Source organism: Streptomyces sp. NPDC021225 (assembly GCF_044332865.1).
Lineage (GTDB): Bacteria > Actinomycetota > Actinomycetes > Streptomycetales > Streptomycetaceae > Streptomyces.
This window is the reverse complement of the sequence record NZ_JBIRPV010000002.1, coordinates 1-12,414: the sequence shown is the minus strand read 5'-3', so window position 1 is coordinate 12,414 and position 12,414 is coordinate 1. Positions and strand designations below refer to the sequence as shown.

Below are 12,414 nucleotides of genomic sequence, written 5' to 3'. Positions count from 1 at the left end.
TCCCTTCACGCTCGGTTGCGCTCAGTCGCGGGCCGCCTGGCGGAAGCGGGTCGTACGGTGGACCGGGTCGGTGTCGATCTTCGGGATCACGTGCTCGCCGATCAGCTTGATCGTGTTCATGGTGTCCTCGCGGCCGATCCCGATCGGCAGCCCGAAGGACAGCTGGTCGGCGCCCGCCTGCTCCCAGCGCTTGCACTGCTGGAGGACCTCGTCCGGGTCGCCGCAGATCATCAGCTCCTCGGCGATCAGCAGCTCGATGATCTCCTCGGTGTACTCGGGCAGCAGCTCGGGCCACTCGGGGATGCCGTCGGGACGCGGGAAGGTGTCGTGGTAGCGGAACAGCAGCGACTGGAGATAGTTGAGCCCGCCGCCCACCGCGATCTCGACCGCCTTGGCGTGGGTCTCCGCGCAGATCGCCGTGGACGTCACCATCACGTTGTCGTTGACGAAGCCGCCGACCGGCTCGGCCTCCTTGACGGCGTTCTTGTACGAGTCGAGGACCCACTCCATGTCGGAGACCTTCTGGACGGAGAAGCCGAGCACGCCGAGCCCCTTGTGGCCCGCCATCGCGTACGAGGAGGGCGACCCGGCGGCGTACCACATGGCCGGGTGCGAGGCCCCGTACGGCTTCGGCAGCACCTTGCGCGGCGGGAGCGACCAGTGCTTGCCCGCGAAGCCCTGGTACTCGTCCTGGAGCCACATCTTGGGGAACTCGGCGATCGTCTCCTCCCAGATCTCCTTGGTGTGGTTCATGTCGGTCACGCCCGGCAGGAACCCGAGGATCTCGTGGCTGCCGGCGCCGCGCCCCGAGCCGAACTCGAAGCGGCCGCCGGAGAGGTGGTCGAGCATGGCGACCTTCTCGGCGACCTTGACGGGGTGGTTGACCTGGGGCAGCGGGTTGAAGATCCCGGAGCCCAGGTGGATCCGCTCGGTCGCGTGCGCGAGATAGCCGAGGAAGACGTCGTTGGCCGACAGGTGGGAGTACTCCTCCAGGAAGTGGTGCTCGGAGGCCCACGCGTACTTGAATCCGGACCGGTCCGCCTGGATGACGTACTCGGTCTCCTCGATCAGTGCGTGGTGCTCGGCCTCCGGGTCGGCCTCCTGCCGACTCCTGGGCACATATCCCTGCACAAAGAGTCCGAATTCCATGGAGGGTCACCGCCTCAGTGTTCTATCGTGCAGCCTATCTGACGCTCCGTCAGATTCCGATTGACTCTGACACCACGAGGTTTGACCGTCAAGGGCCGCCCCTATAGGGCCGTACCTCTTTCAGGCACGCCCCTGTAGGGCCGTGCCTAAAAGCCCGCGACCCCCGCCAGCCAGCCGCCGTCCACGACGAAGGGCTGGCCGGTGATGTACGAGGAGTCGTCCGAGGACAGGAACAGCGCCAGCCGGGCCACCTCCTCCGGCCGCCCGATCCGCCCCATCGGCACCAGCTTCCTGAACAGCTCGTCCACCGCCGCCGACGCCTCCGCGGGATCGACCCCGGGGTCCAGCTGGGCCGGGTTGGTCATCGCGGTGTCGATCGCCCCGGGGCACATCGCGTTCACCCGGATCCCCCGCGGCGCCAGCTCCAGCGCCGCCACCCGCGTCATCCCGACGACGGCGGCCTTGGTCGCGGCGTACGAGGTCACCAGCGCCATGCCGGTCAGCGCCACATACGAGGCGGTGTTCACGATCGTGCCGCCGCCGGCCGCCGCCAGCTCCGGCGCCACCGTCCGCATCCCGAGGAACGTCCCGACCTGGTTGACCTGGACGACCGCCAGATACTCCTCCAGCGGGGTGCCGACCAGTTCGTTGAAGCGCAGCACGCCCGCGTTGTTGACCAGCCCGTCGACCCCGCCGAAGGCGTCCTTGGCGGCCGCGACGGCGGCGCCCCAGTCCTCCTCCCGCCCCACGTCCAGATGGACGTACCGGGCCGCGTCCCCCAGCTCCTTGGCGAGCGCCTCGCCCTGCTCGTCCAACACATCGCCGAGCAGCACCCGCGCGCCCTCCGCGACGAACAGCCGCGCCTCCTGCTCGCCCTGCCCGCGCGCCGCGCCCGTGACGATGACGACGCGCCCGTCCAGCTTGCCCACTGTGCCTCCCGGTCGTTGAGATGCGGTCAGTCGTCGAGGTGCGGAGCGACATCGGCGGCGAAGGCCGCCATCTGGTCGATCAGTTCGGCGCGGCCGCGGCAGCGGAACCGCACCTGGATCTGGTCCACCCCCATGGCCGCGTACGCGCGCAGCGACTCGGCGAGCCGGTCCGGCCTCCCGGCCAGCGTCCGCCGCCCCACCTCCCAGCCGGGCTCGCCCACGTACAGGGGCTCCGCGATGGCCCCGATCTCGGCGGGCTCGGCGCAGGCCGGGTCGTGCCGGGCGGCCCGCTCGCGCAGCTCGCGCAGTCGGGCGAGCTGCCCCGGCAGCCGGTCCCGTGGGTCACCCTGCGGCAGCCAGCCGTCCCCCCGCACCGCCGCGCGGCGCACCGCCGCGGCGGAGGAGCCGCCCACCCAGATCGGCGGCCGCGGCGTCTGTACGGGGCGCGGGGCCTGCCCGAGCCCGGCGAACGCGAACCGCTCGCCGCGGAACTCGGGGAACTCCCCCGGGCCCAGCGCGGCCTTCAGCGCGTCCACGGTCTCGTCCAGGAGTGCGCCGCGCGCGGCGAAGTCCACGCCCAGCGCCTCGAACTCCTCCCGCACGTGCCCGGCCCCGACCCCCAGGATCAGCCGCCCGCCGCTCAGATGGTCGAGCGTGGCGTACTGCTTGGCGCTCAGCAGCGGATGCCGCAGCGCGGCGACCGCGACATGGCTGAGCAGCCGCACCCGCTCGGTGGCGGCGGCCAGATAGGCGAGGGTGGCCACCGGGTCGTACCAGACGGTGCCCATGGCGTCGGCGAGCCGCCGGGGGATCGCCACGTGGTCGCACACCGCGATGTACGCGAAGCCGAGCCGGTCGGCGGCGCGGGCGATCTCGACGAGGTCGGCCGGGCCGGCCTCGGCCTCCCACGGCTCGGCGAACATGGTGCTCTGCGACTGGACCGGAAGCTGCATTCCGTAGCTCAGCCGCCCTTCGGGCAGGATGCGCACGCGCGATCACGCCCCCGGCCCGGCCCAGAGGCCGTCCTCCGTCAGCCCGAGCAGCTCGATCGCGTTGCCGCGCACGATCCGCTCGACGACGTCCCGCGGCAGATGTCCCATCTGGGCCTCGGCGACCTCGCGCGACTTGGGCCAGGTCGAGTCGGAGTGCGGGTAGTCGGTCTCGTACAGGACGTTGCCCGCCCCGATGGCGTCCAGGTTCCGCAGCCCGAAGGCGTCGTCGAAGAAGCACCCGCACACATGCTCGGCGAACAGCTCGGACGGCGGCCGCAGCACCTTGTCGGCCACCCCGCCCCAGCCCCGGTTCTCCTCCCAGACCACGTCGGCGCGCTCCAGGATGTATGGGATCCAGCCGATCTGGCCCTCGGCATACATGATCTTGAGATCGGGGAACCGGTCCAGCTTGCCGCTCATCAGCCAGTCGACCATCGAGAAGCAGCAGTTGGCGAAGGTGATGGTCGAACCGACCGCCGGAGGCGCGTCCGCCGAGGTCGAAGGCATGCGGGAGGACGAGCCGATGTGCATGGCGATCACCGTCCCGGTCTCGTCGCAGGCCGCGAAGAAGGGGTCCCACGCGTCGGTGTGCACCGACGGCAGCCCCAGGTTCGGCGGGATCTCCGAGAAGCAGACGGCGCGCACCCCGCGCGCGGCGTTGCGGCGCACCTCGGCGGCGGCCAGCTCGGCGTCCCACAGCGGGATGAGGGTGAGCGGGATCAGCCGCCCCCGCGCCTCGGGCCCGCACCACTCCTCCACCATCCAGTCGTTGTACGCGCGCAGCGCCAGCAGGCCGAGCTCGTGGTCCTTGGCCTCGGTGAAGGTCTGCCCGCAGAAGCGGGGGAAGGTTGGGAAGCACAGGGCGGACTGGACGTGGTTGACGTCCATGTCCGCGAGCCGGTCGGGCACCGAGAAGGAGCCGGGCCGCATCTGCTCATACGTGATGGCCTCGAGCCTGACCTCGTCCCTGCTGTATCCGACGGCGGTGTCGAGGCGGGTGAGCGGCCGGTGCAGGTCCTCGTACACCCACCAGTCCGCGATCGGCCCGTCGTCGCCGGGGGCGCCCATCTTCGGGGCGAACTTGCCGCCGACGAAGGTCATCTCCTTCAGGGGCGCCCGGACGACGCGCGGGCCGATGTCGCGGTACTTCGACGGGAGGCGGTCCCGCCAGACGTGAGCGGGTTCGACCGTGTGGTCGTCCACCGAGATTATCTTCGGGAAGCTCTCCATGCGTGTCACGGTAGCGCCGATCTGACGGTTCGTCAGCTACGGTGCACGCGGCCGGTCCCGCCCCGGAGCCGATTGCTGGTTGATGGCTCAATTACGCCGTAGGACTTGCGAGTTGAGGCAGCCTGGAGTGTTCATTTCCCGTAGCGAGCATCACCCGAAGGGATCACTCCGGTCGCGCCCCGAGCGCGTACGAAACACCGGCGAACGCGGCGGCCGGGCAAGTATGGCGGGCTTGTGGAGAGACCAGGCCCCTACTGACGTAGGGGGCTGAGGCAAGGCAAACTTACCCGTGCGACTAGAAAGCTCAGGCAGGGGGAGACCATGACGGCCGAGAGGGAGCCGGTGCAAGGGCAGCAGTTGCGCTTCACCGTGCTCGGACCGGTCCGGGCCTGGCGGGGCGACGAACAGATCCACAGCGGCTCACCGCAGCAGAAGGCGCTGCTGGCCGCCCTGCTGCTGCGCGGCGGGCGCACCGCGACCGCACCGGAGCTGATCGACGGCCTGTGGGGCGAGGAGCCCCCGGACGCGGCCGTCGCCGCGCTGCGCACCTATGCCTCGCGACTGCGCAAGGCCTTCGGGCCGGACTCCGACGTGCTGGTGAGCGAGTCGGGGGGCTACGCCATCCGGATCGGGATCGGGGCCGTGGACGCCGAGGTGGCCGAGCAGCTGGCCGCGGAGGCGGAGAAGGCCCAGCACTCCGGCGACCGGTCGCGGGCGCGTGAGCTCATCAACAAGGCGCTGGACCTGTGGGCCGGTGAGCCGCTGGCCGGGCTGCCCGGCCCGTACGCGGAGACGCAGCGCATGCGGCTCGAGGAGTGGCACCTCGTCCTCGTCGAGACCCGGCTCGACCTCGACCTGAACGTCGGCTTCCACGCGGAGGCGGTCTCCGAGCTGACCGCGCTCACCGCCCAGCACCCGTTCCGCGAGCGGCTGCGCGAGCTGCTGATGCTCGCGCTGTACCGCAGCGGGCGGCAGGCCGAGGCGCTGGCCGTGTACAACGACACCCGGCGGCTGCTGGCCGAGGAGCTGGGCGCCGATCCGTGCGCGGAGCTGTCCGAGCTTCAGCAGCGCATCCTCCAGGCGGACGCCGGCCTGGCCGCCCCGGCCGACGCCCGTACCTCCGGCACCGGCCCGACGTTTGTGCGCCCCGCCCAGCTGCCCGCGACCGTGTCCGACTTCACCGGCCGCGACGCTTTTGTCGACGAGCTGAGCGACCAGCTCGCCACGGCGGAGGGGCGTGTCATGGCCGTGTCAGCGGTGGCGGGCATAGGCGGCGTCGGCAAGACCACCCTGGCCGTCCATGTGGCACACGCCGCCCGGCACCACTTCCCGGACGGTCAGCTTTACGTCGATCTCCAGGGCGCGGGCCCGGTGCCGACCGAGCCCCAGGCGGTCCTCGGCGCGTTTCTGCGCGCCCTGGGCATCCCCGACTCCGCGATCCCCAAGGGCGTGGAGGAACGCGCCGCCCTCTACCGCTCCACGCTGGACGGCCGCCGCGTGCTGGCGCTGCTCGACAACGCGCGCGACGCGGCGCAGGTGCGGCCGCTGCTGCCCGGCACCGAGGGGTGCGCGGCGCTGATCACCAGCCGCGCCCGCATGGTCGACCTGGAGAGCGCGCATCTGGTGGACCTGGACGTGATGAGCCCCGAGGAGGCCCTCGTCCTCTTCACCCGCATCGTCGGCGAGGAGCGGGTCAGCTCGGAGCGGGACGCGGCCATGGACGTGGTGGCGGCGTGCGGCTTCCTGCCGCTGGCCATCCGCATCGCGGCGTCCCGGCTCGCCTCCCGCCGGACCTGGACCGTGTCCTTCCTGGCGCGCAAGCTGGCCGACGGGCGCAGGCGCCTGGACGAGCTCCGGGCCGGCGACCTCGCCGTGCGGGCCACGTTCGAGCTGGGCTACGGGCAGCTGGAGCCCCAGCAGGCCCGGGCCTTCCGCCTGCTGGGCCTCGCGGACGGCCCCGACATCTCGCTCGCGGCGGCCGCCGTCATCCTCGACATGGACACCTTCGACGCCGAGGAGCTCATCGAGTCCCTGGTCGACGCCTCGCTGCTGGAGTCCGCCGCGCCCGGGCGCTACCGCTATCACGATCTCGTACGCCTCTACGCGCGTGACTGTGCGGAACGGGACCAGTCGATGGCGGACCGTGAGGCGGCGATGTCGCGGCTGCTGGACTTCTACCTCGCCACGGCCGCCCGCGTGTACGCCCTGGAGCGGCCGGGCGACCGGCTGGTCGACCACCTGGCGCCGACCGACCGCCCCGGGCTCGACTTCCCCGACCAGAGCGCCGCGCTGGACTGGCTGTTCACCGAGGCCGACTGCCTGCTGGCGTGCGCCCAGCAGACGGCGTCGTCCGCCGCCATGGTGCGCAGGGCCGCGGATCTGGTGGCCGCCGCGCCCGACATCGCCGAGTCCGGTGTGAACTCGCGCCGTTACGAGGCCGTCGCGGCCGCGGTCGGGGACGCCGCGCGCAAGGCCGGAGACCTTCAGGCGGAAGGCCGCGCCAGGACGCTGCTGGCCCATGCCCTCAGCCTGGCGGGCCGGTACGACGACGCCGAGGAGCAGGCCAAGACCGCGTGGGAACTGGGCCGGGCGGCGCAGGACCCGGTGCCGACCAGCCGGGTGCCGAACCAGCTCGGCATCATCTTCGCCCTCTCCCGCAGGAGCCCCGAACAGGCGGAGAAGTATCTCCTCCAGGCGATCGAAGCCTTCCGTAAGGACGGCAACCGCCCGGGCGAGGCCAGCGCGTTGGGCAATCTGTCGCGTGTGCTCCTCGAGACGGATCGCGCGCACAGCGCCGTCGACACGGCCCGGCAGGGGGTGCAGATCCTGGGGAGCCTCGGCCATGTGATGCGCCTGGCCACGGGGAAGTACCAGCTGGGAATAGCGCTGTCCGGTTCGGGCAAACACGCGGAGGCGCTCACCGAGTTGACGGAGGCGCTCACGCTCCTCCAGGAGTGCCGCCAGCCCCTGTGGGAGGGGATGGCCCACCAGCGCCTGGCGGAGGTCCACCTCACCATGCACCAGGCGGCACAGGCCGCCGCCCACGCCGAGCAGGCCCTCGCCCTGCGCGGCCACGGCGGCGAATGGCGGCGCGCCATCGTGCTGACGGTGCTCGGCAAGGCGCTGTCGCAGCTCAGGCAGAGCGGCCGGGCCGAGGCCTGCTGGCAGGAGGCCCTGTCCATCCACGAACGGCTGGGGGCGGCCGAGGCGGACGAGGTCCGGCATCTCCTGGCCGCATCGGCGACCGCGGCGACCGCGGCGACCGCATAACGCGGCCCGGTTCGTCCGTTTATTTTTCGTTTATCGAGCTCCGCCACTCTGTACTTAGTCGATCCGCCCCCGCGGGGGGCAGGCGGGTCGGTTGTCAGGTCCTCCAACTAGTGTGAGCGGCCCTGAGATGCCCGTCCGGCGACCCACGGGGGAGTCGCCGGACGGGCATTGCGCACTCCGCCAACCACAGCTCAAGGAAGTTGATGGCAATGAGCAACGACAAGAAGCCGAAGTCCGATGCCTACCGCCCCATGGATGAGGCGATGCCCGCACCTTCGCCCATCACCACCAAGGACGAGGTCATGCCCGCGCCACCGGGGATCACGACCCGGGACGAGGCCATGCCCGCTCCGCCGGCACTCACCACCAAGGACGAGGTGATGCCCGCACCGAAGCCGCTCGCCGCCAAGGCGGACGAGGGGCAGGGAGTCGACCCCAGCCAGATCAGCACCACGGATGAGGTCATGCCGGCGCCGAAGCCGCTCGCGGCCGGCGCCAAGGAGCCCGCAGCGGAGGGCTCCCGGTAAGAGGGGGGTTCCCGGGAAGGGGGATCCCGGCAGGGGGGGGACATCCTCGATCCGCACGGGGAGAACCGCAGGGGGCCGATGTCGGCGGCAGGGAGGGGAAGCTGCCGGCATCGGCCCCTGTGCATATGGAAAACAGGGGGCCTTCACGCCAACGTTCCGCCAGTTCAAGCCATATGGCCGAACATCCATACCCTGACCGGCGCGTTTGCAATACAAAATGTCTATTATCTCCCCACCCTGAGGAGCTGCAATGATTCGCACAAAGAAGGCCGTTGTCACGTTGGCGATCGCAGGGATAGCAGCACTCGGCACCGTCGGCACCGCCCTGGCGACTTCCGGCCACGCGGGTTCGGACAGAGGCGCCTCGGCCCAGTTCAAGGACACCACTCCCCAGGCCCTGCCGTTCGACGAGGCGCTTCCGGTGCCTGTGCCCAACTAGGCCTTATCCCGTAATCCTCCGAGCATCCGTAACCCGGATGGCCGAGCATCGTTAGGCTCGGCAGAGGGCGGCAAGACGCCCCGTCGAGTCAACCACGGCAGTCCACGCCTCCGGGCCGGACACTCGTGGCAGCTGAACTCCACCGCAGGTGAAGCACAGCCTCTGCTCGGCAGATTCCGGTAGGCGACACGTCTACCCCGGGGGTACCTCCCATGCCGAAGGCCATGGGGGAGAGACCCGGCCGCCGGGACCACGCTTGGGATGCCGAGCCCGCAACCCGGACTATCCCAGCACCACGGGATAGCTCTTAGGACATCACCACTCCAAACGGGCGACACGGGGGGCCGAGCCAGAAGGCTCGGCCCATTCCTTTGCCCACGACGCGGGCTGCCCGCCGAGTCGCCCGGGGCGGACATCCACGAGTTGGCTCGCCTCGCCCGGGAGGCCGAGGACCTCGGATACGACGGCGTCTGGCTGCCTGACCATCTGCTGCCGTCCGGACCCGTTCGGGGCGGGGCTCCCGGACGACCAGCGCGCTGCGGCTGATCCGGCAGCTGCACGAGAGCGGCGGCGGGGCGTACGAGGACGCGTACCACTCCTTCGACGGGCGCGCCGTCTTCCAGCCCGTCCCCGAGCGGCCCGTGCCGTTCCTCATCGGCGGCAACTCGAACGCCGCGCTGCGCCGGGCCGCCCAGGTCGGCGACTGGTGGCACGGGGTCGGGCTGGGCCCGGAGGAGTTCGCCGCACACCGGTCGAGGCTGCGGGAGCTGAGCGGCGGAGGACGGGACATCAACGCCGGCGCGCGGATCGACTGGGACGACGACGGGCGCGACGTCCGGGAGGTACGCGCGGAGGTGGCGGCGTGGCGGGCGGTCGACGCGGACCATCTGGCCGTGTGGTTCGGCTCCGTGGCCGGGGACGGGTTCCGCCGGCGGATGCGGGCGCTGGCTGCCACCCGCTAAGAATTTGCGTGTCACGCATGTTTGCGCGGCGCGCAAATTTCTATACTCTTGCTTCATGGGGCTGCGAGAGCGGAAGAAGGCCGAGACACGCGCGTCGCTCAGTTGGGCGGCGATCCGGCTTACCGTCGAGCACGGGTTCGACAGCGTCAAGGTGGAGGACATCGCCGAGGCCGCGGGCGTCTCGCCGCGCACGTTCAACAACTACTTCTCCAGTAAGGGTGAGGCGATCGCCGCCCGCCACCTCGACCGATGTCTGGGCATCGCGGAGGCGCTGCGCGAGCGCCCGGCGGAGCCGCTGTGGGACGCGGTCCTCCACTCCGTACTGCCGCAGTTCGAGCCCGACGCGGCAGTGGCCGCCCATCCCGTCGTTCCCGACGCGGCGCAGTGGACAGCGGGGGTGCGCGTGATGCTCGCCGAACCGGTCCTTCAGAGCGAGCTACTGCGGGCCGGGGCCATCGCCCAGGCCGAGATCGCCGCGGCCGTCGCCGACCGCACCGGCATCGATCCGCAGCAGGACCTGTATCCGCACCTTGTCGCGTCCGCGGTCATGGCCGCGACGAACACGGCCATGGCGCACCATCTCCGCACCGATCCGCCGGCGCCGATGAGTCGGCTGCTCACGGACGCCTTCACTCTGATCGCGGCGGGGCTGCCCACGCCCACGCCGTAGGCCCCCCTGCGCACACAAAGCCCGGCGACCGACCGGGCCGATACCGCCTGCTTAAAAACCGAAAAGGACTCTACTCATGATCGACGTCGTCATCGCGGGCGCCGGCCCCAACGGCCTGATGCTCGCCTGCGAGCTCGCCCTGACCGGCATACGCCCGCTCGTCCTGGAACGCCTCACCGAACCGTCGACCGAGCAGCGCGCGAACGGCATGGTCGGCCAGGTCGTGCGAATGCTCGACCGGCGCGGGCTGTACGAGCGGCTGACAGCGCCCGGCGCCACCCCCGAGCCGGTGCCCAGCTACGTATTCGGCGCGTTCCCGCTCGAGCTGAGCGACCTGCCGGACAACCCGCTCTACACCTTGATGGTGCCGCAGCGCCGGATCGAGCAGATGCTCGCCGAGCGCGCCGCCGAACTGGGCGTCGAGATACGCCGCGACCACGAGGTCATCGGTCTGATGCAGGACGAGAAGTCGGTGACGATCGAACTGCGCGGACGGGAGCCGATCGAAGCGGCGTTCCTGGTCGGCGCCGACGGCGGGCGCAGCGTGGTCCGCAAGACCACCGGGATCGGCTTCCCCGGTGTGACCGCCGACGACTCGGTGGCGCGCGTGGGACAGGTGAGCGTGGATCCGGGCATGGTCGACGCCGACGGCGGCCTGGTCGTACCCGGCTTCGGCGTCGTCCCGCCGTTCCGGCATCTGCGCACCGAACGCGGCCTCATCGCCTGGGCGCCGTTCCCGGACCGGGATCCGCTGCTCAGCACGGTGGAGTGGGACCAGCCCGCCGAGGGCGAGGCGTCCCTCGACGAGCTGCGGGCCAGCGCCTCCCGGCTGCTCGGCGCCGCGGATGTGCCGCTCGCCCCGCCGACCGGGCCGGGACCGCATGTGATGAGGCGAGTGTTCGGCGGCAACACCCGCATCGCGGAGCGCTACCGCGCGGGCCGCGTCTTCCTGCTCGGGGACGCCGCGCATGTGCACTCGGCGATCGGCGGCCCCGGGCTCAACATGGGTCTCCAGGACGCGGTGAACCTCGGCTGGAAGCTGGCCGCGGAGCTGCACGGCCACGCGCCCGAGGGGCTGCTGGACAGCTACGAGGCGGAACGGGCCCCGGTGGCACGGCGCGTCGCCATGCACACCCGGGCACAGTCGCTGCTGACCCGCCCGGGCGGCGAAGTGACGGCGCTGCGCGAACTGTTCGGCGAACTGCTCGCCCAGCCCACGACCCGGCAGCACCTCGCGGATCTGCTGTCCGGCGCGGACATCGCCTACGACATGGGCCCGGCGACCGGACCGCTCGTCGGCCGGTGGGCGCCCGACGTACCGGGACTGCGCGAGCTGACCCGCGCCGGCCGCCCGCTCCTCCTGGACCCCACCGGCGCCCTCGACACGGGCCCATGGGCGCAGCGCGTCGACACCGTAGCCGTCCCGGGACTCGACACCGCGCTGCTGCTCCGCCCCGACTGCTACGTCGCCTGGCAAGGCACCACGGACGAGGGCCTGCGCGAAGCGCTGTCCACCTGGTTCGGACCGGTCTGACCGGCGCCGAAGACGCTGGGCAACGTCGGTGCGACATGGCACCATCGGGCAGATGAGCAGCAGACCCGCCGCGGAGCAGCGCCTGAGCGACCTCGCGCTGCTGCGCCGCGTCCGCGACCGGATCGACCGGGAGTACCCGCGGCCGCTGGACGTCGAGGCGCTCGCCCGCGGCGTGAACATGTCCGCCGGACACCTCAGCCGCCAGTTCAAGATCGCCTACGGAGAGTCGCCGTACTCCTATCTGATGACGCGGCGCATCGAGCGCGCGATGGCGCTGCTGCGCCGTGGCGACCTCAGCGTCACCGAGGTCTGCTTCGCGGTCGGCTGCGCGTCGCTGGGCACCTTCAGCACCCGCTTCACCGAGCTCGTCGGCATGCCGCCCAGCGCCTACCGGCGCCAGATGGCGGGCGAGTCGGCGGAGATGCCGCCGTGCGTGGCGAAGCAGGTGACCAGACCGGTCAGGAATCAAGAAGCGCAGGCCACCCGGGCGGGGCTAAGAGATATCCCGTAATGCCAGGTCAGGCGTGTTTTCCTGTGGACAGTTGCCGGTTCGTGGTCAGCTGTTGATCTCCAGTTTCAGGTTGTGCAGGGCAGCTGCCGGCGACGGCGTGGTTGACCCCTTCTCCCTTGCGGAGGCACTGGCGGAGGACTTGGTGGTCCTTGAGGCGTGCAATGGTGTGTTCGGGCGACGGCGCGGCGCTTGCGGAAGCGG

Annotated in this window: 12 protein-coding genes and 1 pseudogene; 8 read left to right on the top strand and 5 right to left on the bottom strand. The window is 71.2% G+C overall.

Features of this window, described 5'->3' with window-relative positions; all coding sequences use genetic code 11:
- Nucleotides 1–21 precede the first annotated feature (21 nt).
- The 4 genes from ACH4S9_RS08110 to ACH4S9_RS08095 form a co-directional block, all read right to left on the bottom strand.
- Nucleotides 22–1,149: an LLM class flavin-dependent oxidoreductase gene (locus tag ACH4S9_RS08110; protein WP_398370600.1), complete on the bottom strand. Its 1,128-nt coding sequence runs from the start codon at nt 1,147–1,149 to the stop codon at nt 22–24.
- Nucleotides 1,150–1,295: 146 nt separating this feature from the next.
- Nucleotides 1,296–2,078 (bottom strand): SDR family NAD(P)-dependent oxidoreductase, encoded by a 783-nt coding sequence (locus ACH4S9_RS08105; protein ID WP_398370598.1) that lies wholly within the window; start codon nt 2,076–2,078, stop codon nt 1,296–1,298.
- 26 nt (nt 2,079–2,104) lie between these two features.
- The gene (locus tag ACH4S9_RS08100; RefSeq protein WP_311730216.1) at nt 2,105–3,067 is read right to left on the bottom strand and encodes a TIGR03619 family F420-dependent LLM class oxidoreductase; all 963 of its coding nucleotides are present in this window, start codon (nt 3,065–3,067) and stop codon (nt 2,105–2,107) included.
- 6 nt (nt 3,068–3,073) lie between these two features.
- Entirely contained in the window at nt 3,074–4,300 is a 1,227-nt protein-coding gene (locus ACH4S9_RS08095) for an amidohydrolase family protein (protein WP_398370595.1), read from the bottom strand.
- Between the two features lie 321 nt (nt 4,301–4,621).
- Between ACH4S9_RS08095 and ACH4S9_RS08090 the strand changes: the two genes are divergently transcribed.
- From ACH4S9_RS08090 to ACH4S9_RS08055, 8 genes are all read left to right on the top strand, one after another.
- Nucleotides 4,622–7,570, top strand: a complete 2,949-nt coding sequence (locus tag ACH4S9_RS08090; protein WP_385350945.1) for a BTAD domain-containing putative transcriptional regulator — start codon at nt 4,622–4,624, stop codon at nt 7,568–7,570.
- A gap of 209 nt (nt 7,571–7,779) precedes the next feature.
- The gene (locus tag ACH4S9_RS08085; RefSeq protein ID WP_352133920.1) at nt 7,780–8,097 is read left to right on the top strand and encodes a hypothetical protein; all 318 of its coding nucleotides are present in this window, start codon (nt 7,780–7,782) and stop codon (nt 8,095–8,097) included.
- Between the two features lie 250 nt (nt 8,098–8,347).
- Nucleotides 8,348–8,536, top strand: coding sequence for a hypothetical protein (locus ACH4S9_RS08080; protein WP_358848563.1), 189 nt, complete (start codon nt 8,348–8,350; stop codon nt 8,534–8,536).
- Between the two features lie 261 nt (nt 8,537–8,797).
- Nucleotides 8,798–9,082 (top strand): LLM class flavin-dependent oxidoreductase, encoded by a 285-nt coding sequence (locus ACH4S9_RS08075; protein WP_398370592.1) that lies wholly within the window; start codon nt 8,798–8,800, stop codon nt 9,080–9,082.
- Complete coding sequence (locus tag ACH4S9_RS08070; RefSeq protein WP_385350976.1) at nt 9,073–9,498, top strand: LLM class flavin-dependent oxidoreductase; 426 nt, start codon at nt 9,073–9,075, stop codon at nt 9,496–9,498. Before ACH4S9_RS08075 ends, ACH4S9_RS08070 begins: the two co-directional genes overlap by 10 nt.
- Nucleotides 9,499–9,553: 55 nt before the next feature.
- Complete coding sequence (locus tag ACH4S9_RS08065) at nt 9,554–10,168, top strand: TetR family transcriptional regulator (RefSeq protein ID WP_398370590.1); 615 nt, start codon at nt 9,554–9,556, stop codon at nt 10,166–10,168.
- A 76-nt stretch (nt 10,169–10,244) separates the two neighbouring features.
- Nucleotides 10,245–11,702 (top strand): FAD-dependent monooxygenase, encoded by a 1,458-nt coding sequence (locus tag ACH4S9_RS08060; protein WP_398370588.1) that lies wholly within the window; start codon nt 10,245–10,247, stop codon nt 11,700–11,702.
- 52 nt (nt 11,703–11,754) lie between these two features.
- The gene (locus ACH4S9_RS08055; protein ID WP_398370586.1) at nt 11,755–12,213 is read left to right on the top strand and encodes a helix-turn-helix transcriptional regulator; all 459 of its coding nucleotides are present in this window, start codon (nt 11,755–11,757) and stop codon (nt 12,211–12,213) included.
- A 7-nt stretch (nt 12,214–12,220) separates the two neighbouring features.
- On the opposite strand, the pseudogene ACH4S9_RS08050 reads toward ACH4S9_RS08055, so the two are convergent.
- Nucleotides 12,221–12,414, bottom strand: a pseudogene (locus tag ACH4S9_RS08050) (hypothetical protein); the annotation flags it as partial.

Excerpts from the sequence above, each read along its gene's own strand:
- ACH4S9_RS08075 (WP_398370592.1), top strand. The coding sequence starts at position 8,798 with ATGCCGAGCCCGCAACCCGGACTATCCCAGCACCACGGGATAGCTCTT.
- ACH4S9_RS08110 (WP_398370600.1), bottom strand. The coding sequence starts at position 1,149 with ATGGAATTCGGACTCTTTGTGCAGGGATATGTGCCCAGGAGTCGGCAG.
- ACH4S9_RS08060 (WP_398370588.1), top strand. The coding sequence starts at position 10,245 with ATGATCGACGTCGTCATCGCGGGCGCCGGCCCCAACGGCCTGATGCTC.
- ACH4S9_RS08065 (WP_398370590.1), top strand. The coding sequence starts at position 9,554 with ATGGGGCTGCGAGAGCGGAAGAAGGCCGAGACACGCGCGTCGCTCAGT.
- ACH4S9_RS08085 (WP_352133920.1), top strand. The coding sequence starts at position 7,780 with ATGAGCAACGACAAGAAGCCGAAGTCCGATGCCTACCGCCCCATGGAT.
- ACH4S9_RS08080 (WP_358848563.1), top strand. The coding sequence starts at position 8,348 with ATGATTCGCACAAAGAAGGCCGTTGTCACGTTGGCGATCGCAGGGATA.
- ACH4S9_RS08055 (WP_398370586.1), top strand. The coding sequence starts at position 11,755 with ATGAGCAGCAGACCCGCCGCGGAGCAGCGCCTGAGCGACCTCGCGCTG.
- ACH4S9_RS08095 (WP_398370595.1), bottom strand. The coding sequence starts at position 4,300 with ATGGAGAGCTTCCCGAAGATAATCTCGGTGGACGACCACACGGTCGAA.
- ACH4S9_RS08090 (WP_385350945.1), top strand. The coding sequence starts at position 4,622 with ATGACGGCCGAGAGGGAGCCGGTGCAAGGGCAGCAGTTGCGCTTCACC.